The organism is Leisingera sp. UBA4491 (genome assembly GCF_002388965.1).
Classification (GTDB): domain Bacteria; phylum Pseudomonadota; class Alphaproteobacteria; order Rhodobacterales; family Rhodobacteraceae; genus Leisingera; species Leisingera aquaemixtae.
In genome coordinates this window covers 1-23,722 of the sequence record NZ_DGNN01000033.1, presented here as the reverse complement: position 1 = coordinate 23,722, position 23,722 = coordinate 1, and the positions used below count along the sequence as shown (strand labels likewise).

The 23,722-nt window shown below is 65.7% G+C and carries 20 protein-coding genes; 11 read left to right on the top strand and 9 right to left on the bottom strand.

Annotation, left to right across the window (positions count from 1 at the left end):
• Nucleotides 1–155: 155 nt before the first annotated feature.
• From B2P87_RS19930 to B2P87_RS19895, 8 genes are all read left to right on the top strand, one after another.
• Nucleotides 156–1,238, top strand: coding sequence for an ABC transporter permease (locus tag B2P87_RS19930; RefSeq protein ID WP_141890971.1), 1,083 nt, complete (start codon nt 156–158; stop codon nt 1,236–1,238).
• A gap of 1 nt (nt 1,239) precedes the next feature.
• Nucleotides 1,240–2,160, top strand: a complete 921-nt coding sequence (locus B2P87_RS19925) for an ABC transporter permease (RefSeq protein WP_141890972.1) — start codon at nt 1,240–1,242, stop codon at nt 2,158–2,160.
• A gap of 66 nt (nt 2,161–2,226) precedes the next feature.
• Nucleotides 2,227–3,303: a BMP family ABC transporter substrate-binding protein gene (locus B2P87_RS19920; protein ID WP_141890973.1), complete on the top strand. Its 1,077-nt coding sequence runs from the start codon at nt 2,227–2,229 to the stop codon at nt 3,301–3,303.
• A 193-nt stretch (nt 3,304–3,496) separates the two neighbouring features.
• Nucleotides 3,497–3,853: a VOC family protein gene (locus tag B2P87_RS19915; RefSeq protein ID WP_141890974.1), complete on the top strand. Its 357-nt coding sequence runs from the start codon at nt 3,497–3,499 to the stop codon at nt 3,851–3,853.
• 165 nt (nt 3,854–4,018) lie between these two features.
• Nucleotides 4,019–4,969: an aldo/keto reductase gene (locus B2P87_RS19910; RefSeq protein ID WP_141890975.1), complete on the top strand. Its 951-nt coding sequence runs from the start codon at nt 4,019–4,021 to the stop codon at nt 4,967–4,969.
• A gap of 4 nt (nt 4,970–4,973) precedes the next feature.
• Nucleotides 4,974–6,044, top strand: coding sequence for an NAD(P)/FAD-dependent oxidoreductase (locus B2P87_RS19905; protein ID WP_141890976.1), 1,071 nt, complete (start codon nt 4,974–4,976; stop codon nt 6,042–6,044).
• Complete coding sequence (locus B2P87_RS19900; RefSeq protein ID WP_141890977.1) at nt 6,044–6,700, top strand: DUF938 domain-containing protein; 657 nt, start codon at nt 6,044–6,046, stop codon at nt 6,698–6,700. The genes B2P87_RS19905 and B2P87_RS19900 overlap by 1 nt, the downstream gene beginning before the upstream one ends.
• A 74-nt stretch (nt 6,701–6,774) precedes the next feature.
• Nucleotides 6,775–7,110, top strand: coding sequence for a carboxymuconolactone decarboxylase family protein (locus B2P87_RS19895; protein WP_141890978.1), 336 nt, complete (start codon nt 6,775–6,777; stop codon nt 7,108–7,110).
• Between the two features lie 70 nt (nt 7,111–7,180).
• Here the strand turns inward: B2P87_RS19895 and B2P87_RS19890 are convergent, their stop codons facing one another.
• Nucleotides 7,181–8,032: a LysR family transcriptional regulator gene (locus B2P87_RS19890; protein WP_244940728.1), complete on the bottom strand. Its 852-nt coding sequence runs from the start codon at nt 8,030–8,032 to the stop codon at nt 7,181–7,183.
• A 99-nt stretch (nt 8,033–8,131) separates the two neighbouring features.
• Here B2P87_RS19890 and B2P87_RS19885 point away from each other — a divergent pair, with 99 nt between their 5' ends.
• Nucleotides 8,132–8,722 carry an HD domain-containing protein gene (locus B2P87_RS19885; protein ID WP_141890980.1) on the top strand — a complete coding sequence of 197 codons (591 nt, stop codon included), beginning with the start codon at nt 8,132–8,134 and terminating at the stop codon, nt 8,720–8,722.
• A gap of 172 nt (nt 8,723–8,894) precedes the next feature.
• Here the strand turns inward: B2P87_RS19885 and B2P87_RS19880 are convergent, their stop codons facing one another.
• The 7 genes from B2P87_RS19880 to B2P87_RS19850 form a co-directional block, all read right to left on the bottom strand.
• Nucleotides 8,895–9,497: a class I SAM-dependent DNA methyltransferase gene (locus B2P87_RS19880; RefSeq protein ID WP_141890981.1), complete on the bottom strand. Its 603-nt coding sequence runs from the start codon at nt 9,495–9,497 to the stop codon at nt 8,895–8,897.
• Nucleotides 9,498–9,672: 175 nt separating this feature from the next.
• Entirely contained in the window at nt 9,673–10,065 is a 393-nt protein-coding gene (locus B2P87_RS19875) for a hypothetical protein (RefSeq protein ID WP_141890982.1), read from the bottom strand.
• 116 nt (nt 10,066–10,181) lie between these two features.
• A complete protein-coding gene (locus B2P87_RS19870) occupies nt 10,182–12,689 on the bottom strand; it encodes a GcvT family protein (protein WP_141890983.1) in 2,508 nt (835 codons plus the stop codon).
• A 219-nt stretch (nt 12,690–12,908) separates the two neighbouring features.
• Complete coding sequence (locus B2P87_RS19865; protein ID WP_141890984.1) at nt 12,909–13,247, bottom strand: hypothetical protein; 339 nt, start codon at nt 13,245–13,247, stop codon at nt 12,909–12,911.
• A gap of 553 nt (nt 13,248–13,800) precedes the next feature.
• Entirely contained in the window at nt 13,801–15,204 is a 1,404-nt protein-coding gene (locus B2P87_RS19860; RefSeq protein WP_141890985.1) for an FAD-binding oxidoreductase, read from the bottom strand.
• 106 nt (nt 15,205–15,310) lie between these two features.
• Entirely contained in the window at nt 15,311–17,101 is a 1,791-nt protein-coding gene (gene ggt, locus B2P87_RS19855) for a gamma-glutamyltransferase (protein WP_141890986.1), read from the bottom strand.
• A gap of 41 nt (nt 17,102–17,142) precedes the next feature.
• The gene (locus B2P87_RS19850; protein ID WP_141890987.1) at nt 17,143–18,129 is read right to left on the bottom strand and encodes a 2-hydroxyacid dehydrogenase; all 987 of its coding nucleotides are present in this window, start codon (nt 18,127–18,129) and stop codon (nt 17,143–17,145) included.
• A 217-nt stretch (nt 18,130–18,346) separates the two neighbouring features.
• On the opposite strand from B2P87_RS19850, the gene B2P87_RS19845 reads away from it, so the two are divergent.
• Complete coding sequence (locus B2P87_RS19845; protein WP_141890988.1) at nt 18,347–18,844, top strand: SH3 domain-containing protein; 498 nt, start codon at nt 18,347–18,349, stop codon at nt 18,842–18,844.
• Between the two features lie 294 nt (nt 18,845–19,138).
• Complete coding sequence (locus B2P87_RS19840) at nt 19,139–21,352, top strand: NADP-dependent isocitrate dehydrogenase (protein WP_141890989.1); 2,214 nt, start codon at nt 19,139–19,141, stop codon at nt 21,350–21,352.
• Nucleotides 21,353–21,430: 78 nt separating this feature from the next.
• On the opposite strand, the gene B2P87_RS19835 is transcribed toward B2P87_RS19840, so the two are convergent.
• Nucleotides 21,431–23,338: a methyl-accepting chemotaxis protein gene (locus tag B2P87_RS19835; protein WP_141890990.1), complete on the bottom strand. Its 1,908-nt coding sequence runs from the start codon at nt 23,336–23,338 to the stop codon at nt 21,431–21,433.
• Nucleotides 23,339–23,722: the final 384 nt, after the last annotated feature.

Here is a 23,722-nt window from a genome sequence, read left to right as displayed (position 1 = left end):
TTCATTCCACAAAGGGCAGCGCCCGGCCCGGCGGGGTGGGAGCGAAGCGCCCGCCCCGTGGGGGGCGGGACGGGCGCTGCCCGGCCTAAAGGCTGGGCGGAACACCGCAACCGTAAGCATGACAATAACAAAAGAAGAAACAGGGAGCCGCTTGAATGATCCGGCTTGAGAAACGGCCGCAGCCGTCGCGCGCCTGGTCGATGGCGACGCCGCTGGTGGCGGTGCTGGCGACAATGATTTTCGGCGGGCTCTTGTTTGCCGCGCTTGGCAAACCGCCGGTGGAGGCGATCCGCACCATTTTCTGGGAGCCGCTGTTTGGCGAGTTCTCCTTTTACTACCGCCCGCAGCTTTTGGTGAAGGGCGCGCCGCTGGTGCTGATCGCCATCGGCCTGTCGCTGGGCTTCCGCGCGGGCATCTGGAACATCGGCGCCGAGGGCCAGTACATCATGGGCGCCATATGCGGCGCCGGTGCGGGCCTTGCCTTCTACCCTGCCGAGTCGTTCTTGATCTTCCCGCTGATGGTTGTGGCGGGCGCGCTTGGCGGCTGGGCCTGGGCGATGATCCCGGCGGTTCTGAAAACCCGCTTCGGCACCAATGAAATCCTGGTCTCGCTGATGCTGGTCTATGTGGCCGAGCAGTTCCTGGCCTCGGTCTCGCTGGGCCTGCTGAAGAACCCTGAAGGCTTCGGCTTCCCCGGCTCCCGCAACCTGCAGGCCTGGGACAGCGCCCATAACGCCGAGCTGATTGCCGGCACCGGCATGCATTGGGGCGTTGTGGCCGCGCTGATCGCGGTGATCTTTGCCTATGTTCTGCTGAACCGCCACATGACCGGCTACCACATCCGCCTGACAGGCGAGGCGCCGCGGGCCGCGAAATTCGCCGGGGTGAACCCCACCCGGCTGGTGCTGTTCTGCCTAGGCACCTCCGGTGCGCTGGCGGGACTGGCCGGACTGTTCGAGGTTTCCGGCCCCTCCGGCCAAGTCAGCATCGACTTCAACGTGGGCTATGGCTTCACTGCGATCATCGTCGCATTCCTGGGCCGCCTGCATCCGGTGGGCATCCTGCTGGCAGGCGGACTGATGGCGCTGACTTACATCGGCGGCGATATCGCGCAATCGAACCTGCAGCTGCCTGCTGCGGCCATCCAGGTGTTCCAGGGGATGCTTCTGTTCTTCCTGCTGGCGTTCGACCTGCTCACCAATTTCCGCATCGCAATCGGCAAGCCGGAGGTGGCGTAACATGGATCTTTCTGCAATCAACCCGGTCCTGCTCATCGCCTCGCTGATGGTGGCGGCAACCCCGCTGCTGCTGGCGGCCATCGGCGAACTAGTGGTCGAAAAGGCCGGCGTTCTGAACCTCGGGGTCGAGGGGATGATGATCGTTGGCGCCATCGCCGGTTTTGCCACCGCGGTGGAGAGCGGCTCGCCCTTCCTTGGCTTCATTGCCGCCGCCATCGCAGGCGCGGCACTGTCGATCCTGTTTGCCATCCTCACCCAGTTTGCCCAGGCCAACCAGGTCGCCTCCGGCCTGTCGCTGACGCTGTTCGGCCTGGGCCTGTCGGCGCTGATGGGGCAGTCCTATGTCGGGGTGAAGCCGCCGCGCATGGGCGACATCCACATCCCGGTCCTCAGCGACCTGCCGGTGATCGGCCCGATCCTGTTCGGCCATGACATCATCCTCTACTTCGGCATCGCGCTGACCGCCGCAGTCTGGTGGATGCTGAAATACTCCCGCCTCGGCCTGGTGCTGCGCGCGGTGGGGGAAAACCACGACGCCGCCCATGCGCTCGGCTACAAGGTGCTGAAAATCCGCCTGGCTGCGATCATGTTCGGCGGCGCCTGCGCAGGCCTTGGCGGCGCCTACATCAGCCTCATTCGCGTTCCGCAATGGACCGAGGGCATGACCGCCGGCATCGGCTGGATTGCGCTCGCCTTGGTGGTGTTTGCCAGCTGGAAACCCTGGCGCGCGCTCTTGGGTGCCTATCTGTTTGGCGGCGTGACCGTGGTGCAGCTCAATCTGCAGGCGGCAGGCGTTGCCATTCCGGTCGAGTATCTGGCAATGTCGCCCTATCTGATTACCATCCTGGTGCTTGTTATCCTTTCCGCGGACAAAAGCAGCGCACCTGCTGCGCTTGGCCGCAATTTCCACGCCTCCCGCTGACGCGGGGGGACATATTGACCGCCCCGGCTGCCGGGGCCAACCAAAACCAACTGGGGAGTCCCTTTGATGAAACTGACCAACCTCCTGACCAGCGCCGCTGTGGCGCTTGGCCTGGCCGCAGGCGCGGCCTGGGCGCAAGACAAGACCAAAGTGGGCTTTGTCTATGTCGGCCCCGTCGGCGATGGCGGCTGGACCTACGAGCACGACCAGGGCCGCAAGGCGGTTGAGGCCGAATTCGGCGATCAGGTCGAAACCGTCTACGTCGAAAACGTGGCCGAAGGCCCGGACGCCGAGCGGGTGATGACCCAGATGGCGCTGGAAGGCGCCGACCTGATCTTTACCACCTCCTTTGGCTACATGGATCCGACCATCAACGTCGCCAAGAAGTTCCCGAACGTGAAGTTCGAGCACGCCACCGGCTACAAGCGCGCCGACAACGTCTCCACCTATTCCGCCCGCTTCTATGAAGGCCGCGCGGTGCAGGGCACTATCGCGGGGCACATGACCGAGAGCAACATCATCGGCTACATCGGCTCCTACCCGATTCCGGAAGTGATCCGCGGCATCAACTCTGCCTATATCCACGCCAAGAAGGTGAACCCCGACGTCCAGTTCAAGATCGTCTGGGCCTTCACCTGGTTCGACCCGGCGAAAGAGGCCGACGCCGCCAAGGTGCTGATCGAACAGGGCGCGGACGTGATCCTGCAGCACACCGATTCCACCGCGCCGCAGGCCGCTGCCCAGAACGCAGGCAACGTGATCACCTTCGGCCAGGCCTCCGACATGGCGGAGTATGCGCCGAAGCCGCGCGTCTCCTCGATCATTGATGACTGGGCACCTTACTACATTGCCCGCACCAAGGCCGTGATGGACGGCACCTGGGAGTCGGTTGACACCTGGGACGGCATCGGCGCCGGCATGGTGGGTATCGGCGAAATCTCTGACGCCGTTCCGGCGGACGTGAAAGAGGCTGCACTGGCCATCAAGGACTCGATTGCGGACGGCTCCTACCACCCCTTCACCGGCCCGCTGAAAAAGCAGGACGGCAGCGACTGGCTGGCAGAGGGTGAGACCGCCGACGACGGCACCCTGGCCGGCATGAACTTCTATGTCGAAGGACTCGAAGGCGACATCCCGCAGTAAGCGGCCCCGTTCCGAAACAAACAAAGGCCCGCCATCCGGCGGGCCTTTTGCGTTGCGGGAAGAAGCCTGAATTCAGCGCAGCCTGCTGACACGCCCTGTCACTGCCCTGGTGTACACCCGGCTCCGGACAGCCGGACGCCTTCGACCCTGGCCCGGCCGCCCGGGAAACCGTGAAGCATATTGGAGACTGCCTTTGAAACTGAATTACGCCGTTGTCGGCACTAACGACATGGACGCGTCGGTCAAATTCTACGACGCCCTGTTTGAGCACTCGGGCCTTACCCAAGTCCGCCCCAGCGAACGGATGACCTACTGGCTGCAGGACGATTTCGCCTTTGCCGCCGCCCTGCCCTTCGACGGCGAAGCGGCCACCAATGGCAACGGCACCATGGTGGGGTTCAGCCTTGGCTCCGCCGCCGAAGTCACCAGGCTGCACCGCAAGGCGATTGAACTGGGCGGCACATGCGAGGGCGAGCCCAGGCAGCGCGGGCCGCGGTTTTCCGCATATGTGCGGGATTTGGATAGAAACAAAATCTGTTTCGCTGATTAGGATCAGAAACAGGCCAGCGGCAGCGCAAGCCTTTCCGCGCTGCCGCTGGCGCGCTGGCCCAGCGCCGGGCCGGATTAGGGCACCGCGGCAGGGGAGCGGGAGGGGTGCGGCAGGCGCGCGGAAACCGCCTTTCCCTGCCTGCCCCCCTGTGCCAAGCTCCGCGCCATGACCCAGACCGCACGCAAGATTCTGACCGCCCCGGACGGCACCCCGGCCAGCCGTTTTGCCTTTGGCACCATGCAGTTCGGCGGCCGCGCCGATGAGGCGCAATCGGCAGACATGCACGCCGCCTGCCGCGCCGCCGGGATCAACCACTTCGACACCGCCTGGCTTTACACCGATGGCCGCGCGGAGCAGATCCTGGGCCGCCTGATCAAGGAGGAGCGCGAGCAGCTGCTGATCGCCACCAAGGCGGGCTATACCGGCGGCGCGGGTGCTGCAAACCTGCGCGCCCAGCTGGACGAGAGCCGCCGCCGGCTGGGGCTGGACACGGTCGACGTGTTCTATCTGCACCGGTTTGACCCGGACACCGACCTGCGCGAGACCATGGACTGTTTCGCCGCGCTCAAGGACGAAGGCGCGATCCGCTACACCGGTCTTTCGAACTTTGCCGCCTGGCAGGTGATGAAGGCACAGATGGCGGGGCTGGCCTCCGGCATTGGCGTGGACATCCTGCAGCCGATGTATTCGCTGGTGAAACGCCAGGCCGAGGTGGAGATCCTGCCGATGTGCGCCGATCAGGGCATCGCCGCAGCCCCCTACTCCCCGCTGGGCGGCGGCCTGCTGACCGGCAAATACGCCCGCGGCGGCAGCGGCCGCATCACGGAGGACGACGGCTACCGCACCCGCTATGGCCCGGCCTTCATGCATGAGGCCGCCCAGCGCCTGTCGGCCCTTGCGGCGGAGCGCGGCACCGATCCGGCCACCCTGGCAGTGGCCTGGGCCGCGGCGCATCCCGCGGCCCCCATGCCGATCATCTCCGCCCGCAACGCCGAACAGCTGCAGCCGTCGCTGGCGGCGCTGGATTTCGGCATGGATGCAGAGCTTTACAGCACAATCGAAGCCCTCAGCCCGCGGCCTGCGCCTGCGACTGACCGGCTGGAAGAACAGGATTAGACCCATGCAGGATTTCATCGTCATCGGCGGCGGCATGGCGGGCACCAGCGCCGCCGCACGGCTTGCGGACCTCGGCAGCGTCACCCTCCTGGAGATGGAGGACGCGCTTGGCTACCATTCCTCCGGCCGTTCCGCCGCGCTGTTCGAGGAGAATTACGGCCACGGCGCCACCGTCGCCCTGAACCGCGCCAGCGCCGCCTATTTGCGCGACGGCGGCTACCTGTCGCCGCGCGGGCTGATGCTGGTGGGGGCCAAGGGGGACGCCGACGGATTTGCCCGCGACGTGGATGCGCTGCGCATGGCCACGCTGGAGCTGGACGAGGCCCGCGCCATGGTGCCCATTCTGAACCCGGACACCGTGGGCTTTGCCGCCATCAGCGGCGCGGCAGAGGATATCGACACCGACCGGATGCTGCAGGATTTCGCCAAGGCCCTGCGCGCCGCGGGCGGGCAGACCGTGACCAAGGCGCCGGTGAGCGCCATCACCCGGACCGCCAGCGGCTGGGAGGTCACCGTCGGCGGCCGGACCTATCAGGGCCGCACTCTGGTCAATGCGGCGGGGGCCTGGGCCGATCAGGTCGCGGTGCTGGCCGGGGTGGCGGCGATCGGGCTGCAGCCCAAGCGCCGCTCGATGGCACGGCTGCCGGCGCCGGGCGGCCTTGATGTCAGCGGCTGGCCGATGCTGCTGGGCGTCGGCGAAACCTGGTACGCCAAGCCCGATGCGGGCAAGCTCCTGGTCTCCCCCGCCGACGCCGACCCGGTGGAGCCGCATGACGCCTTTGCCGACGACATGGTGCTGGCCGAGGGGCTGGCGCGCTATGAGGAGATGGTGACAGAGCCGGTCACCCGGGTCGAAAGCAGCTTTGCCGGGCTGCGCAGCTTTGTCCGCGACGGCACCCTGGTGCTGGGGCCGGACCCGGACCAGCCGGATTTCATCTGGTGCGCCGGTCAGGGCGGTTACGGCATCATGACCGCACCGGCAGCCTCGCAGCTGATTGCCGACCTTGCGGCAGGCCGCCAGCCCGCGCTGGATGCGGATACGGTGGCGGCGCTGTCGCCCGCCCGGCTGCGCTGATGCCGGTGCGCCCGGTTCCCGGTTCGGCTTCGGTGGCGGCACCGGACGATGGCAAGCTGTTTGCCCCCGCCGCCGCCCGCAACAGCGGTGTGCTGTGCGATCTGCTGGCAGAGGTGGCCCCTGCCGAGGGCCGCGCGCTGGAACTGGCCAGCGGCACCGGCCAGCACGCGGCAGCCTATGCCGCCCGCCTGCCCGGCCTGACGTGGCAGCCAAGCGAGGTGGAGGACGTCCGCCTGGCAAGCATCCGGACCTATGCCGGAGAGAGCGGCCTCAAGAACATCCTCCCGCCGGCTCGGCTCGACGCCACCGCCCCCGGCTGGGGCGCAGCGCATCCCGGCCAGGACCTGATCGTTCTGGTGAACCTCTTGCACCTGATCAGCGAGGGCGAGGCCCGCACCCTGATCCGCGAGGCCGCCGCCGCCCTCGCCCCCGGCGGGCGGTTTGTGATCTACGGCCCCTTCCTGCGCGGCGGTGAGCTGACCAGCGACGGCGACCGGGCGTTTCACGCGGCGCTCAGCGCTTATGACCCGGAGATGGGCTACAAGGACGATTTCGACGTGATTGACTGGCTGCACGGCGCCGGGCTGGAACTGCTGCAGGCGGTGGAGATGCCCGCCAACAACCTCGCCCTGGTTGCGGAAAAACCGGCCATCTGACCTGGATCAAGGCCGCTTGGATTTGCCGTCCATACACCTTCAATAATCCGAATATATTATCGAGGGAACAGCCCATGAACTGGCACGAGAAACTGGACGGAACCCGCAGGGGCCTGCGCAATCTGAACGGGGCGATCCCGGACACCGCCCAGGCCTTTGGCGCGCTTGGCAAGGCGGTGAAACAGGGCGGCGTGCTGGAGTTCAAGCAGAAGGAATTCGTCGCCCTGGGCATTGCCGTTGCCTTGCGCTGCGAGGACTGCATCGGCCTGCATGTGGAGGCGCTGGTCAAATCCGGTGCCAGCCGTGCCGAAGTCGGGGATGTGCTGGCGATGTCGATCCAGATGGGCGGCGGCCCGGCGATGATGTATGCGGCCAAGGCGATGGAGTGTTTCGATCAGCTGACCCGCTGAATTCCGGCGCGGAATTCAGCCCGGAAAACACCTGTTTTCCGTGGAAAATTCCGCGCCGGAATTTTCTTCCCTAGCCACTGCCGCGCACCTCCTGCAGGCCCCGCACCACCTGGCGGATATGCTCCAGCGCCGGGTTGTCCGGCAAATAGAGCGCGCGGCAGCTAAGGCTGATCTCCGGCGCGCCCTCAACCGCGTGCAGCGTCCCCGCCGCCAGCGCCTCCGCCGCCATATAGGCCGGGAAATACCCCATGCCGCCGCGCTTTTGCAGGTAGCGCAGCCCCATCAGCGCGTTGCCCAGCACGATGTGCTGGCGGCTGCGGCGGGGCAGAACCTCGCGCAGCCGGGCGTCGTATTCGCTGCCGAATTCCAGGTTGATGAACAGGGGCAGCGCCTCCCGCCCCAGCCTCAGGGGCCGGTCCGCCACCAGCACCAGCCGTTCCGGCGGCAGCTCCTCCACCGCCAGGCCGGTGCCCGCGGGCACCTCGTTGACGATCGCCAGATCCAGCAGCCGCCGCGCCACCGCCTCGCCCATGTTCATCGCGTGGTCGTAGTTCAGCGTGAACGGCACCGTGCCCTGCTCCGCCTCCAGCCAGACCGCCACATCCACCAGCACCGGATCCCAGACCGACAGCTGCGCCCCCAGCCGCAAGGGCACCCGCCCGGCCAGGCTGGCCTTCAGATCGCCGGAGACGAACTCCCACGTCCGCATCATCTGTTCCGCGTAAGGGCGGAACTGCCGCCCCGCCTCGCTCAGCCGGGTGCCGCCGGGTCCGCGCTCAAACAGCGCCACCCCCAGGCGGTCCTCCAGCGCCTTGATCCGGGCGCTGACCGCCGTCTGGGTGACATTCAAGGCCCGCGCCGCGCCGTGAAAGCTGCCACAGGCGTCAATCGCCAGGAAGGTCTCAAAGGAATTGATCTGCATAGTGATCAATATTTCCAATCAGCCTGAGCAAATCAATTCGTTTTCCTGCTCAATCGGGACCGGCTAGGCTGCCAGCAGATCAACCAAAGGACCGCGCCAATGCTGGACAAAAGCCACAAGCCGACCTGGACCAGTTTCACCGAAGCCACGGCCGAGGACTGGGCCGCAGTGGAGAAATACGAGGAGGCCTACAACGCCGCCTTGCCTGACCGGATCCTCGCCGCGATCCGCTCGCTGGACGAGGACTGGACCCCCTACCCGGTGAACCGCTACCAGCACAGCCTGCAGGCCGCGACCCGCGCCTGGGAGGATGGCGCCGAGGATGAAATCATCGTGGCCGCTCTGGTGCATGACACCGGCGATATCCTGTCGCCCTACAATCACGGGGAGCTGTCGGCGGCGATGATGAAGCCTTACGTCAGCGAAAAGACCTACTGGATCCTGAAGCATCACTGCGTGTTCCAGGGCTTCTACTACAACCACCATTTCGGCGGCGACCGCAACGCCCGCGACAAGTACCGCGACAGTCCCTATTGGGAGGACTGCCGGTACTTCTGCGAAAAATACGACCAATGCGCCTTTGACCCGGCGTATCCGGCCAAGCCCTTGGAGTTCTTCGAGCCGATCCTGCGCAAGGTGCTGTCGCGCGGCTGGGGCCATTTGGAGCTGGCGGAAACGGCAGAAGACTGAAGCCCGAAATCAGGTTTTGCGCCGGGCTGCGCCCGCCGCCACGGGCCAGGCAGGCCGCGCCTGCGGCGCGGCCTGCCTGGCCCAACCGGACCCTTCGGATTTCACATCCGAACGGGGACGGGCGGGAGAACTTTGGGCGTCCTGAACGCCGTCTGCTGCAAGGGGCAGAGGTTCATTCCGCGGCGCGGACACCCGAGCCCATCAAAACCGGCATCGCCTGGCCGCCGGCGTCCATCGTGAAGGCGTGCTCAACCCGGATGGATTCAAAGCCCGCATCCCGCAGCGCGTCTCTCACCTGCTGCTCCGTCAGCCCGGAGCCGCCCTGCTCCGGCGCCAGCCAATCCCACTGCACAAACAGTCCGCCGCTGTTCAGCCGCCCCGCCAGCGCCGCCACGGCGCTTTTGTAGTCTGGCAGGAACCCGCAAACGGAGGAGGCACAGATCAGGTCAAAGCCGCTCAGGTCCTCCCCGGCCCCCTGTCCGCTGCTGTCCAGAATATCCAAATGCAGCGCCCGCACGTTGGGCAGCGCCTTCTCCTGCAGCACCGCGATCATCCGGTCCGAGGTATCCACGGCCGCCACGTCCCGCACATGCGGCGCCAGTTTTTCGCTCAACAGCCCGGTTCCGCAGCCGAAATCAAGCACCCGCTTGTCCTGCCAGCCGCCGCCGGTGATACCGGCATAGGCGTCCAGCGCGGCAAAGGCGCGGGCGGCATAGGTCCGGACATCGCTGTTGCCGTCCCAGCCGTCGGCGTAATCGTTCCAATCGTCGCTCATTCGCCTGCCTGTCCTGCAATGGTGGTCTTGAACACGGGACAGTGAAGCGGCGGGCAAGCGGCGTCAACAGCGGCTGCAGGCGCACACCTTAATTTCGCCCGTAACCAAGGCGAAGCCGCCGGGCGGGCGCCCTGTTAGAGGAACAGTATGAGTGGATGTCCAGAAAGGTTCCGGCTCAGCCTTCCGCACGGAGCTTTCCGGCAAGCCAGTCTATTTCTTCCGTTGCTCCAAACCCTTCTTCGCTGAGATGGATAACCGCCGTCCTTACTAGGTCCGCGTCGAGGTCCTGCGCTGCTCTGGCGTTTGCGACGGTCTCAAAATCCGCGGGTTCGCAGACGAATGAGCTGAATCTTTGAATTTCGTCCGAATACTCAGTGAACCCCGAGCGGTACAGCACCTCGGCAGCCAATTCCAGCGGCCCCACACACAAATTGTCGAAGACCATTATGGGGCCCTTCACCAAATGCTGCACTTCCCGGTAGTGCAGTTGGTGAATGCAGCGGGCGATGGCGAGCAGCCTGCCCTTATGCGTGTTGACGGGCTGCGGGAGCCAAGGGGGATAATCCATGCCCGGATGCTGACGTCATTCCAAGGCTCGGTTCAAGACAAAGTTTGCGCTCCAGCTCCCAAAACAAAAAAGCCCCGGCACATTGGCCGGGGCTTCCTTGTCTCTTCCAACAGGACTTAGCCGTTCTGACGGATGGTCTCGTTCTTCGGATCATAGGGACTGTCGCAGGTCACGACCGCGTCCCACAGCTTGTCCTGGATCTTGACCTGCAGCTTGGTGCCTTCCACCGCGTAGTCAGGCTTCACGTAGCCCATGCCGATGGATTTCTCAAACGCCACCGAGTAGCCGCCGGAGGTCAGGCGGCCCACACGGGTCCCGTCTTCGGCATAAAGCGCCTCGCGGCCCCAGGGATCGGCATCGGCAGGGCCGTCGATCAGCAGGGTGCAGCACTTCACGCGGACACCGGTCTCAACCAGTTTGTCCTTGCCGTGGAAGTCCTTCTCCAGGTCGACAAAGCGCGGCAGGTCGGCTTCCAGCGGGGTCGCGTCGCGGCCCAGCTCGTTGCCGAAGGCACGGTAGGATTTCTCCTGCCGCAGCCAGTTCTGGGCGCGGGCCCCCACCAGCTTCATGCCGTGCTTCTCGCCAGCTTTCTCCAGCAGGTCGAACAGGTAGTTCTGCATCTCGATCGGGTGATGCAGCTCCCAGCCCAACTCGCCGGTGTAGGCCACGCGGATCGCGTTCACCGGGCACATGCCCAGTTCGATCTGCTTGGCCGACAGCCAGGGGAAGCGCTTGTTGGAGAGCGCAGTTTCCGGATCGGCGTCGACGATCACCTCTTTCAGCACATCGCGGGACTTGGGGCCTGCGATGGCGAAGACGCCCCACTGGGTGGTCACGTCCTGGATCTCGATGTAGCCGAACTCCTCCATCTTGTCCTCGGCCGCCTTGCGCAGGAAGTCGGCGTCATACTCGGACCAGGCGCCGGCAGAGACCAGATAGTAGTTGTTCTCGCCGTTGCGGACGATGGTGTATTCGGTCCGGGTGGTGCCGAATGCGGTCAGCGCATAGGTCAGGTTGATGCGGCCGATCTTGGGCAGCTTGTTGCAGGTGAACCAGTCCAGGAACTGGGTCGCACCGGGCCCCTTTACGACATGCTTGGTAAAGGCGGTCGCGTCGATCAGGCCAACGCCTTCACGCACAGCTTTCGCCTCTTCCACGGCATACTGCCACCAGCCGCCGCGGCGGAAGGAGCGGGCGTCGTGGTCGAAGTTTGCCGGTGCATCGACGGGGCCGTAGTAGTTCGGACGTTCCCAGCCGTTGACCCAGCCGAACTGTGCGCCGCGGGCTTTCTGGCGGTCATAGGCCGGTGCGGTGCGCAGCGGACGGCAGGCTTCGCGCTCTTCGTCCGGGTGGTGCAGGATATAGACGTGCTCATAGCACTCTTCGTTCTTGCGGGCTGCGAACTCGGTGGTCATCCAGTTGGAGGAGTAGCGTTTCGGGTCGAGCGACGCCATGTCGATCTCGGCCTCACCGTCCACCATCATCTGCGCCAGGTAGTAGCCAGTGCCGCCCGCGGCGGTGATGCCGAAGGAGAAACCTTCCGCCAGCCACATGTTGCGCAGGCCCGGTGCCGGGCCGACCAGCGGGTTGCCGTCGGGGGTGTAGCAGATCGGGCCGTTGAAGTCGTCCTTGAGGCCGGATTCGGCACAGGACGGCACACGCTCTGCCATCGCCATGTACTGCTCGGCGATACGGTCCAGGTCCAGCGGGAACAGGTCGGCGCGGAAGCTGTCCGGCACGCCGTGCTCGAACTGCGCGGGTGCGCCGCGCTCGTAGATGCCCAGGATCCAGCCGCCGCGCTCTTCGCGGGCATAGGATTCGTTGTCGGCATCGCGCACAACGGGGTGCTCGGGGTTGCCCGCTTCACGCCATTTGACCAGCTCGGGGTCCTTGTCCATGACGATGAAGGTGTGCTCGACCGGGATTGCCGGCATCTTGATGCCCAGCATCTTGGCGGTGCGCTGCGCGTGGTTGCCGGAGGCAGTCACGACGTGCTCGGCGGTGATCACCACCTGCTCGTCGGAGGGCACCAGGTTGCCGCCCTTCTCGACCATCTTGGTACAGGTGACTTCCCAGTGGGTGCCGGTCCAGTGGAAGGCATCGGCCTGCAGCTTGCGGACGATCTCGACGCCGCGCTGACGGGCGCCCTTGGCCATCGCCTGGGTCACATCTGCCGGGTTAATGTAGCCGTCCTCGGTGTGGTAGATCGCGCCTTTCAGGTCGCCGGTCTCGATCAGCGGCCAGCGCTCCTTGATCTGGTCCGGGGTCAGCCACTCATAGTCCACATCGCAGGTTTCCGCGGTGGAGGCATAGAGCATGTATTCGTCCATGCGCTCCTGGGTCTGTGCCATGCGCAGGTTGCCCACCACGGCAAAACCTGCGTTCAGGCCGGTTTCCTCTTCCAGGGTCTTGTAGAAATCGACCGAGTACTTGTGGATGTGGGTGGTCGCATAGGACATGTTGAACAGCGGCAGCAGGCCCGCTGCGTGCCAGGTCGAGCCGGAGGTCAGCTCGTCACGCTCGATCAGCATGACGTCTTCCCAGCCGGCTTTGGCCAGGTGATAGGCAATCGAGGTGCCGACGGCGCCGCCGCCAACAACAAGTGCTTTGACTTGGGTTTTCATTCTCCCGCTCTCCAGCTTTGTGAGATTCTTGGCGACGGTTATGCCTGTGCATTGAAATCCGCGCAAAATCAGGCCGACGCAAAAACAGCCAAAACCGACCTTGCGCGCCACAGCATACCGGATTCTGGCCGCAGCACTGCCGGAAATCGCGCCTTCCCGCGCAGCAAAAAGGGGGCTGGCGCCCCCTGATGGTCCTTGATCAGGCTGTCCTGGCGCCTGTCAGCAGTCCGCAACATTGCCGCGGCGGATGCAGACGGGCGGCGGCGCCTCGTGTTCGCCCTGCGCTTCCGCGACCTGTTCGCCGCCTGCAAGCAGGCGCTTGCCATAGCTGGCGGCCTCCCCCCAGACCGACGGCACCTCCCCGCCCTGCTGCGCAGCCAGAAGGGCAGTGTCCCGGGTCCGGGCGCGGGCAAAACGCTCCTGCACGATGGTGCCGTAATCGGTGGCGCTGAGATCGCCCCAGCTGAGGCCCGCATCGCGGGTTTGGATGTGGTAGTCATAGCCGATGACCGCCTGGGTGCTGAACACCAGGATGCCCATTGCTTTCTTCAGTGCCATGCCGCTCTCCGGTTCCGCAGGAATGCCTTGCTGCCATCCCAGATCAGGACCTGGCGCAGAATTGCGGCAGCTTTCCGGCTTTTCGGGGGAGAGTGCGGAGCAACCGCTTCAGTCCGGCCAGGGCCCCTCTGCCCTGCCGGCTGCTGCGTTCTGCCTGTTCTGATCATCCTGTGCTGATCATCCGATGCTGCTCTTGAAGGGCGCAAGGATAAGGATGGCGGCGCCGCCAAGGGGCGGAGGCGGGACGGGAGCTTCCTCCCGCACGCTGAACGTCGTTTTTGCGTGCCCGTGCCAAAGGGCCCTGTTCCATGGTGCCGGGGGTGTCAGGCCCGGCAGTGACCGCGATCAGGGGGCAGTATGGCACCCGGGGTTTAAGATGCGGTGACACGGGCGTGCGCCGGAGGCGCAACCCCCAACGCGGCACGTGCGCCGCTGCCGCTGCGCAGTGAGTATTTTTGGAAAGATGAAGGCGCAGGGCCAGTGTTTTCATCTTTCCCCAAATACTCAAATCGCGCCGCCGGCCCAGCCCGGGCCGCTGGCGGATGGCTGCGGCTCAGATCTCCAGGATCTTGCCCGGGTTCATGATGTTGTCCGGATCCAGCGCCGCCTTGACCGCCGCCATATAGCGGATTGCCGGGCCCAGTTCCTTTTGCAGATAGGGGCGCTTGCCCTGGCCGATGCCATGTTCGCCGGTGCAGGTGCCGTCCATGGAAATCGCCAGATCGTTGAGCCAGCCGACAAACTCATCCGCCTTCTGACGCTCGGTACTGCTGTCCATGTCGATGAGCAGCAGCGCGTGGAAGTTGCCGTCGCCTACATGGCCGACGATCGGCGCCATCAGCCCCATGCCCTCAGCCTTGTCCCGCGCAGCGCCGACGCATTCCGCCAGCTTGGAGATCGGCACGCAGACATCGGTGGAGATCCCCTTGGCGCCGGGGCGCAGCTGCAGGCTGGCCCAGTACATGTCATGGCGCGCCTGCCACAGCTTGTTGCGCTCCTCCGGCGTCGAGGTGGCGGCGATGTCAAAGCCGCCGAACTCTTCGGCGATGGAGGCAAAAATGTCCGACTGCTCCACCACGCCCGCGTCAGAGCCGTGGAATTCCAAGAGCAGCAGGGGCGTTTCCGGCAGGTCTAGCCCGGAATAGGCATTGGCGGCGCGCACGCTGAGCGCGTCCAGAAGTTCGATCCGGGCGACGGGAATGCCGTACTGGATGGTCATCATCACCGCGCGGCAGGCGTCGTCCACGGTGCGGAACGAACAGCGGGCCGAGCGGATCGCCTCCGGGATGCCCTGCAGCTTCAGGGTCAGTTCGGTGATCAGGCCCAGGGTGCCCTCGCTGCCGATCAGGAGCCGGGTCAGGTCATAGCCGGCGGAGGATTTCTTGGCCCGCTGTGCGGTGCGGATCACGCCGCCGTCGGCCATCACCGCCTCCAGGCTGAGCACATTGTCCTTCATGGTGCCGTAGCGCACCGCGTTGGTGCCGGAGGCCCGCGTCGCCGCCATGCCGCCGAGCGAGGCATTGGCGCCGGGATCGATCGGAAAGAACAGGCCCTGGTCGCGCAGGTAGGTGTTGAGCTGCTCGCGGGTGACGCCGGGCTGCACCACCACATCCAGATCCTCGGCATGGACCGCGAGGATCTTGTCCATCCGCATCATGTCGATGCAGATGCCGCCGGCGGGCGCGTTGACATGGCCCTCCAGCGAGGTGCCGGTGCCGAAGGGAATGACCGGCACGCCGTATTCGGCGCAGACTGTGACGATCTCCGAAACCTCTTCGGTGGAGGTGGGGAACACCACCGCGTCGGGCGCCTGATTGACGATCCAGGTCGTGGTGTGGCCGTGCTGCTCGCATATGGCCTGCCCGGTCTGCAGCCGGCCGCCGAAACGCTCTTTCAGTGTTTCGATTGCGGCCTCGATACCGGCCTCGTTGCGCGGCAGTGAGGTGGCTTGCACCATGGTCGGTCTCCCCAGAAAATTTCACCTGTTAACCTACGCGCCGCTGCCGGAGTTCAGCAATACCCAGAACCCCGCAGGCGCGGCGCGCAGGCCCTGCGGAACATCCTCAGCCGCCCAGGGCAATCCCCTCGCGGCGCGGGTCTGCGGCGCCTTTCAGCCCCTCGCCGATCTCAATCGCATGCAGGCCGGACGTGAGGTCGCGGGCGTTCACCTCAAAGCCCAGCTCCGTCAGCGCCTCCGACAGGTCCTCAGCGCTGGTGCCGGCCTCCAGGTCATAGGTGCCGAACCGGTTGACCAGATGCGGCAGCGCCAGCGCCTCCTGGATGTTCAGGCCCCAATCAGCCCAGGCGATGATGGATTTCGCCACATAGCCGATGATGCGGCTGCCGCCCGGGGAGCCGATGGCCAGCACCGGCTTGCCCTCGCGCAGCACAATCGCCGGCGCCATCGAAGAGCGCGGCCGCTTGCCGGGCGCCAGCCGGTTGGCAATCGGCACGCCATTGGCATGGGTCCGGAACGAGAAATCCGTCAGCTCGTTGTTCAGCAGGAAGCCCGCCGCCATCAGCCGCGCGCCAAAGGCGTTTTCAATCGTCGTGGTCATCGACAGCACGTTGCCATAGCTGTCCACGATGGAGATATGCGAGGTCGAGGGCAGCTCGATCGACTCGTCATCGGCCAGCTCCGGCACCAGGCCTGCATGGTCGAACTCGGGCGATCCCGGCGCCGTTTCCGGCAGCGCATCATCGCCCTGCAGCAGCTCTGCCCGGGACGCCAGGTAATCCGCCGCCACCAGCCCGTGGGTGGGCACCGGCACAAAATCGCTGTCAGCCATGTAGCGGCCCCGGTCGGCAAAGGCGAGGCGGGAGGCATCGCCGATCAGCCGCCAGGCCTCGGCGCTGTCCGCCCCCAGCGCGGCCAGGTCATAGGCGTTCAGAATCCCCAGGATCTGCCCCACGGTCAGCGCGCCGGAGGACGGCGGGCCCATGCCGCAGGTCTCGAAATCGCGGTAGGCGACACAGACCGCCGGGCGCTCCTTGACGTGGTAGAGCGCAAGATCGGTGGCCGACAGCACCCCCGGGTTGCCCTCGGCCGTGGTGACGGCGTGAACGATCTCTGCGGCGATCGGTCCGGAATAAAACGCCCCGGCCCCCTCCCGTGCCAGCGCCCGCAGGGTTGCGGCATACGCGGGGTTCAGCAGCGTGGCCCCGTCCTGCACCGGCTCGCCCTCCGGCAGGAAGTAGGCGGCGGTGGCCGGGAACCGCGCCAGCCGCTCGGCATCGCGCTCCACCAGCCCGGCCAGGCGCGGCGAGACGGCAAAGCCCTCTTCCGCCAGCCGGATCGCCGGTTCAAACAGCGACGGCCAGTTGGCCTGCCCCCAGCGGCGGTGCGCCGCCTCCAGCAGTGCGGGCGTGCCCGGCGTGCCGACAGAGCGGCCGCCGACAACCGCGTCAAAGAACTCCAGCGGCTCGCCGTCTTCATCCTGGAACAGCGTCGGCACTGCCGCCAGCGGTGCGGTCTCGCGCCCGTCCAGCGTCGTCACCTCGCCAGTGGCGGCATCGTACCAGACCAGAAACGCGCCGCCGCCAAGGCCCGAGGATTGCGGCTCCACCAGACCCAGCACGGTCTGCACCGCCACCATCGCATCCGCGGCGGTGCCGCCCGCGCGCAGAACCGTGGCGCCGGCCTCCGCGGCATGCGGGTTGGCGGCGGCAACCATCCAGTTTTCCGCCTCCACCGGGCGGCCTGCGGCCTTGGCCTCCAGCGCGGCGGCCACCTCCGGAGAAAGCGCTTCAAACGTGCCGGCGGTGGCGCCTTCGGGCGCGACCGCATCGGCGGCCTCCTGCGCGGCGGCGGACCCGGCGGCAAGCGCGGCAGTGGCCAGAATCAGATACTTCATGAAAGTTCTCCCCTAAATTTCCGGCCAGCTGCCCCGGACGCTTACAGCATCGACGGCACCACCTGATCCGGCGGCCGGTGGCCGTCCTCGAACGTCTTGATGTTCAGCAGCACCTTCTCGCCCATCTCGATCCGCCCCTCGATGGTGGCCGATCCCATATGCGGCAGCAGCACCACATTGGGCAGCTCGCGCAGCCGCGGGTTGATGTCGGTGCCGTGCTCATAGACGTCGAGGCCCGCGCCCGCGATCTCGCCGGCGCGCAGCATCCGGGTCAGCGCCATCTCGTCGATCACCTCGCCGCGCGAGGTGTTCACGATCACCGCCGAGGGCTTCATCAGCTTCAAGCGCCGCGCGTTCATCAGGTGGAAGGTCGAGGGTGTCGACGGGCAGTTGACCGAGATCACATCCATCCGCGCCACCATCTGATCGAGGCTGTCCCAATAGGTGGCCTCCAGCTTCTCCTCCACCTCGGGGCGCAGGCGGCGGCGGTTGTGGTAATGGATCTGCATGCCAAAGGCCGCGGCGCGTTTGGCCACCGCCTGGCCGATCCGGCCCATCCCCAGGATGCCCAGACGGCGCCCGGCAATGCGCCCGCCCAGGAACGCGGTCGGCGCCCAGCCCTGCCAGTCGCCCTTCTGCATCACCGTCAGCCCTTCGGGCATCCGGCGCACCACCGCCATGACCAGCGCCATCGCCATATCGGCGGTGTCATCGGTCAGCACGCCGGGCGTGTTGGACACCAGGATGCCGCGCTGGCGGGCGGTGGCGACATCAATGTGATCCACCCCCGCACCATAATTGGCAATCAGTTTCAGCCGGTCACCCGCCTGGCCCAGCAGCCCCGCATCAATGGTATCCGTGACAGTCGGCACCAGCACATCGGCATCCTTCACCGCCGCCGCCAGCTCAGTCCGGGTCATCGGCGCGTCATCCTCACGCAGGCGCACATCAAACAGCTCGCTCAGCCGGGTCTCCACAGGTTCCGGCAACCGTCGCGTAACGACAACACTCAGTCGGTCTCTTGGCACTTGTGCTCTCCCTTGGGCTTTTCAATCCGCACGCCTCCATGGCATCGTGGCGCAGGACGCGGGAAGGCACAAGAACCCAAGCGCATTCCCTCGCCCGCAGGCCGGTATTTTACCGCCGCGGCCGGGGGCAACAGAAGACGGGCAGAAGACCGGAACAACAGGCTGGGCCCAGCCTGGCCGGGCAAGAAGAGGCGATCAGGCAGTGAGACAAGCGGCAATGGCCATCCGCCATCTGGCGGCAGCAGCGGTATCCCTGGCGCTGGCAGGCGCCGCCTGTGCCGCCGAATCCCGCGGGCCTGTCACCAACCTCCCCCTGCCCCGCTATGTCTCGATGAAGGCGGCTACCGGCAATGTGCGCCGCGGGCCGTCGCTTACCCACAAGATCGACTGGGTGTTCAAGCGCCGCGGCATGCCGCTGGAGATCACGGCTGAGTACGGCCACTGGCGCCGGGTGCAGGACCGCGACGGCGCTGGCGGCTGGGTGCATTACGCACTGCTCTCTGGCGTGCGCACCGTGCTGGTGGAGGAAGACATGCTGACAGTCCACGCCCGCCCCGACACCCGTGCGCCGGTGACGGCCGCCTTTGAGCTGGGCGTGGTTGCCCGCCTTGGCGAATGCGAGACCAACTGGTGCGAGATCTCGGCCGGCGGCTACAGCGGCTGGGCGCCCAAGAAAAAGCTTTGGGGCGTCGCCCCGGGCGAGCTGCGCGAATAACGCCTCCCGCCATTTTCATTTTTCCCCAAATACTCCGGGGTGAATTGGGCCGAAGGCCCAAGAGGGGCAGCGCTCCTCCCTTCTGCCGCGGCAATCCGCGCGGGCGGCTGGTGCGCCAGACCATTGCACCCGCAGCAAGGGTGTTCTACATGAGGGCCGTACCTATGGCTGCCAAAGCCGGTTCCGGCCCGGTTTCCCGGGCCCCGCTTCGGCAGCACCGGAATACCCAAACCGGCGCGGCCCTGCTGCGCTGAAGACATCAAAGCCTCCGAGATCGCTGAAAGGTTGTGGAACATGGCAGAAAATCAAACCCCGGACATATTGTATACCATTGTAGACGAAGCGCCCGAACTGGCCTCGGCATCTTTCCTGCCGATCATCCGCAAGTTCGCCGCCGCCGCCGGTGTCTCTGTCGGCACCAAGGATATTTCGCTGGCGGGCCGCATCCTCGCCGCCTTCCCGGAAAACCTGACCGAAGAGCAGCGCCAGAGCGACGACCTGGCAGAGCTGGGCGAGCTGGTGAAAACCCCGGACGCCAACGTGATCAAGCTGCCCAACATCTCCGCCTCGGTGCCGCAGCTGGTGGCCGCCGTCACCGAGCTGCAGGGCCAGGGCTATGACCTCCCGAACTACCCGGAAGAGCCGAAGACCGCAGAAGAAAAGTCCATCCGCGCCCGCTACGACGCCATCAAGGGCTCGGCGGTGAACCCGGTCCTGCGCGAAGGCAACTCCGACCGCCGCGCCGCCAAGGCAGTCAAGAACTTCGCCCAGAAGAACCCGCATTCGATGGGCGAATGGTCCGCGGACAGCAAGACCAAAGTAACGTCGATGCCGGGCAACGACTTCTATGCAAACGAGAAATCCGCGACCATCACCGCCGCGCAGGCGGGTGACGCGAAGATTGAGTTCGTTGGCAAGGACGGCTCCGTCTCCGTGCTGAAGGACAGCTGGCCGCTGGCAGAGGGCACCGTGGCCGACGCCACCTTCATGTCCGCCAAGGCGCTGTCGGCGTTCCTGAAGGACGCCATCGAGGACACCAAGGCAGACGGCACCATGTTCTCGCTGCACCTCAAAGCCACCATGATGAAGGTCTCCGACCCGATCATCTTCGGCCACGCGGTCAAGGCCTGGCTGGCACCGGTGTTCGAGCAGTTCGGCCCGCAGCTGGAGGCCCTGGGCGTCGACCCGAACTCCGGCCTTGGCGACCTCTTGAACCGGGTCAAGGGGAACCCGGAAATCATGGCCGCGATCGACGCGGTGCGCGCCGAGCGCCCCTCCATGTACATGGTCGACAGCGACAAGGGCATCACCAACCTGCATGTGCCGTCTGACGTGATCATCGACGCCTCGATGCCTGCGGTGATCCGGGCCGGCGGCAAGGGCTGGGACGAGAACGGCACCAAGGGCGACACCAATTGCGTGATCCCCGACAACTGCTATGCGCCGGTCTATGACGAGAGCATCAAGTTCTTCAAGGAAAACGGCGCGCTGAACCCGGCCACCGCCGGCGCCGTCGCCAACGTCGGCCTGATGGCGCAGAAGGCTGAGGAATACGGCTCCCACCCGACCACCTTCGAGGCGCCTGCCGATGGCACCATCCGGGTGGTTCTGGCCAATGGCGAGACGCTGCACAGCCACGAGGTTGAAGCGGGCGACATCTGGCGCTCCTGCACCGTGAAGAAAGCGCCGATCGAGAACTGGATCCAGCTGGCGCTGGACCGTCAGCGGCTGACCGGCTCCGAGGCGATCTTCTGGCTGGACGCAAACCGCGCCCATGACGCCGAGCTGATCAAATACGTGCAGCCGGCTCTGGAAGCCGCGGGCGTTGCGGACAAGTTCCTGATCCTGGCGCCGCGCGAAGCCACCCGTCAGAGCCTCGAAACCATCACCAAGGGCGAGGACAGCATCGCCATCACCGGCAACGTGCTGCGCGACTATCTGACCGACCTGTTCCCGATCCTGGAGCTGGGCACCTCGGCCAAGATGCTGTCGATCGTCAAGCTGATGAACGGCGGCGGCCTGTTCGAGACCGGCGCCGGCGGCTCTGCCCCGAAACACGTGCAGCAGCTGGTCGAGGAAAACCACCTGCGCTGGGATTCGATGGGTGAATTCTGCGCGCTGGGGGAATCGCTGAACTTCCTCGCCGACAGCAAGGGCAACAAGAAGGCCGGCGTGCTGGGCGCCGCGGCTGAGGACGCCACCCAGGGCATCCTCGACAACAACCGCTCGCCCTCGCGCAAGGCGGGTGAGCCGGACAACCGCGACAGCCACTACTGGTTTGCCCGCTACTGGGCCGAAGCACTGGCAGCGCAGACCGAGGACGCAGAGCTGGCGGCGCATTTCGCCCCCATCGCAGAGGAACTCGGCGCCAAGGAAGAGCAGATCATCAGCGAACTGGCCGCGGCCCAGGGCGGCGCCGTTGACATCGGCGGCTACTACAACCCGAGCGCTGAGCTGAAAGCCAAGGTGATGCGCCCCTCGCAGACGCTGAACGCGATCATCGGCTGATCCGTTTCGCACCGGACCAAACAGAAAACGCCCGGGGTCATCCCCCGGGCGTTTTTCATTTCATGCCATGGGGTTGGATCAGAAATCCTGCCACAGGTCCCTGGCGGCATTGCCTTCCGCCACTGCGGCGGGCTGCGGCGTGGCCTCCATATCCCAGTCGCTGGGCCCATGCGCGGTCGGCGCAGGCGCCGCGGCAGGCCGAGCCGGGACAGCCGCGGCCCGTGCCGGAGCGGCCGCGCGGGTGCCGGGGATCTTGAAGTGGGCAACCAGTCCGGTCAGCCTGGTGGCATCCTCCTTCAGCAGCTGACCGGCGGCAGTGGATTGCTCCACCATGGCGGCGTTCTGCTGGGTCACCTGGTCCAGCTGGGTGACACCGGTGTTGATTTCGGCCAGACCGGTCGACTGTTCCGCCGCCCCTTCGGCGATGCCGGACACCAGCTCCGAGATGTGGTTGACCTGCGACACGATGCTTTGCAGCGCCTCGCCCGCCTTGCCAACCAGCTCCACGCCGCGCTCCACCTGGCCGGAGCTGTTGCTGATCAGGGTCTTGATCTCCATCGCGGCGTCCGAGGACCGCTGTGCCAGTGCCCGAACCTCCGAGGCCACCACCGCAAACCCGCGGCCCGCTTCACCGGCTCTTGCCGCCTCGACCCCGGCATTCAGCGCCAGCAGGTTGGTTTGGAACGCAATATCGTCGATCACGCCGATGATCTGGGAAATCTGGTTGGAGGACTGCTCGATCTCGGTCATTGCCGACACCGCGCTTTGCACCACCTCACCGCTGGTTTCGGCTTCGCGCTTGGCCTCCTCCATCGTCGCCTCGACGCTGCGGGCGCCCTCGGCAGCGGATTTGACCGACGCCGTCAGCTCGTCCAGCGCCGCCGCGGTCTGTTCCAGGGTCGCAGCCTGGCTCTCGGTGCGGTGCGACAGATCATCCGACGCCTGGCTGATCTCGCCCGCGCCGCTGCGGATGCTGTCGGCGGCAGCAATCACCTGCTCCACGGTCTGGCTGAGGGTCTGCGCGGTGCTGTTGAAGTCACGGCGCAGCTGCTCGTATTCGGCCGGGAAGGTTTCGGTAATCTGAGCGGTCAGATCGCCATGCGACAGGTTGGACAGCTTGCTGCTGAGCGCCTCCACCACGCCGCTGCGGGTGGCCTCAAGCGCTTGCTGCTCCTGCTCCATGTCCTTCTGGCGGATCAGCGCCTCGCGGAACACATCCACGGCCCGGGCGATTTCCCCCAGTTCGCTGCGCACGCCGGCGGACGGGATTTCGCTTTCGGTGTCGCCTTCGGCCAGACTGGTCATCCGGCTTTTCAGACCGTTCAGCGGTGCGGTCACGCTGCGGGTGATGAAAAAGGCCGCCACAGCCAGCAGCAGCAGACCGCCGCCAAGAACCGCCAGCGACTTGTTGCGCATGACCGCCACATCCGCCTCGATATCGGAGACATAGGCGCCGGTGCCGACAATCCAGCCGAACGGCTCAAAGGCCTGAACATAGCCGATCTTGGCCTCGATAACCTCGGAGTTGGGCTTCTTGAAGTAATAGGTCAGCTCCCCCGCCCCTTTGGCGGCCGCGATCTTTTCCAGCTCCTGGAACACCTTGATGCCGGTCACGTCCTCGTAACCGCCCTGGTTGGTGCCGACCCAGTCCGGCACCGTGGGATGCGCCTGAACAACCAGGTCGTGGTCAAAGACAAACACATAGCCGGAGTCGCCAAAGCGCAGCGCGGTCAGCCGCTCGCGGCCGATATCGCGGGCCTGTTCCGGGCTGAACCGCCCGGTGCGGGTCCCTTCATCCAGATCCCGCAGCAGGCTGACCGCGGCATCGGTGACATTGTGCAGTTCCTTGTAGCGCATCTCGTAAGCGTTGTTCACAGCCTGGTTCAGCATCAGGAACGTGAGCAGGGCAGTCAATCCAAGCGCAAGCACGGCCAGCGAATAGATGCGGACGGGCAGACGGTAGAGAAAAGCGGGAAGTCGGGGCATGTTTGCAGAGCCTTCGTTGCAGGTCTATTGCCAACCTGTTTTAGGAGGCAGTCTCTAACAAACATTTACTCCGAAGGCCCCTGAAGGGGGTTTGCCGCCGTTTTCCGCGAGGTTTTTGCCGCATTTTGAGTGGAATACCGGAAAAGCTGAGACATGCCCCCGGTTCTGCGGCCCCGGCGCCCCGGTTCGGCTCTGTGAACCGCACCGGGTTTGCCAAGCCCGAGACCGACGATTACCAAAACCAAACCCGCAGACTCTCCTCATGAACGAGGGACCAGCGGGGGGGCAGGTCAGTCGCAAAAGGAAATATTGGTGCGATCACGAGTTTTTCACTGGCCTAAAATCAAAGCCTTAGCGGAGCCTGGAACGCAAAACCGCCGCTTG

Coding starts and splice junctions, on each gene's coding strand:
- B2P87_RS19925 (WP_141890972.1), top strand. CDS start 1,240: ATGGATCTTTCTGCAATCAACCCGGTCCTGCTCATCGCCTCGCTGATG.
- B2P87_RS19845 (WP_141890988.1), top strand. CDS start 18,347: ATGGCCATCCGCCATCTGGCGGCAGCAGCGGTATCCCTGGCGCTGGCA.
- B2P87_RS19835 (WP_141890990.1), bottom strand. CDS start 23,338: ATGCCCCGACTTCCCGCTTTTCTCTACCGTCTGCCCGTCCGCATCTAT.
- B2P87_RS19910 (WP_141890975.1), top strand. CDS start 4,019: ATGACCCAGACCGCACGCAAGATTCTGACCGCCCCGGACGGCACCCCG.
- B2P87_RS19895 (WP_141890978.1), top strand. CDS start 6,775: ATGAACTGGCACGAGAAACTGGACGGAACCCGCAGGGGCCTGCGCAAT.
- B2P87_RS19905 (WP_141890976.1), top strand. CDS start 4,974: ATGCAGGATTTCATCGTCATCGGCGGCGGCATGGCGGGCACCAGCGCC.
- B2P87_RS19890 (WP_244940728.1), bottom strand. CDS start 8,032: ATGCAGATCAATTCCTTTGAGACCTTCCTGGCGATTGACGCCTGTGGC.
- B2P87_RS19930 (WP_141890971.1), top strand. CDS start 156: ATGATCCGGCTTGAGAAACGGCCGCAGCCGTCGCGCGCCTGGTCGATG.
- B2P87_RS19870 (WP_141890983.1), bottom strand. CDS start 12,689: ATGAAAACCCAAGTCAAAGCACTTGTTGTTGGCGGCGGCGCCGTCGGC.
- B2P87_RS19875 (WP_141890982.1), bottom strand. CDS start 10,065: ATGGATTATCCCCCTTGGCTCCCGCAGCCCGTCAACACGCATAAGGGC.
- B2P87_RS19900 (WP_141890977.1), top strand. CDS start 6,044: ATGCCGGTGCGCCCGGTTCCCGGTTCGGCTTCGGTGGCGGCACCGGAC.
- B2P87_RS19840 (WP_141890989.1), top strand. CDS start 19,139: ATGGCAGAAAATCAAACCCCGGACATATTGTATACCATTGTAGACGAA.
- B2P87_RS19860 (WP_141890985.1), bottom strand. CDS start 15,204: ATGGTGCAAGCCACCTCACTGCCGCGCAACGAGGCCGGTATCGAGGCC.
- ggt (WP_141890986.1), bottom strand. CDS start 17,101: ATGAAGTATCTGATTCTGGCCACTGCCGCGCTTGCCGCCGGGTCCGCC.
- B2P87_RS19865 (WP_141890984.1), bottom strand. CDS start 13,247: ATGGCACTGAAGAAAGCAATGGGCATCCTGGTGTTCAGCACCCAGGCG.
- B2P87_RS19885 (WP_141890980.1), top strand. CDS start 8,132: ATGCTGGACAAAAGCCACAAGCCGACCTGGACCAGTTTCACCGAAGCC.
- B2P87_RS19920 (WP_141890973.1), top strand. CDS start 2,227: ATGAAACTGACCAACCTCCTGACCAGCGCCGCTGTGGCGCTTGGCCTG.
- B2P87_RS19880 (WP_141890981.1), bottom strand. CDS start 9,497: ATGAGCGACGATTGGAACGATTACGCCGACGGCTGGGACGGCAACAGC.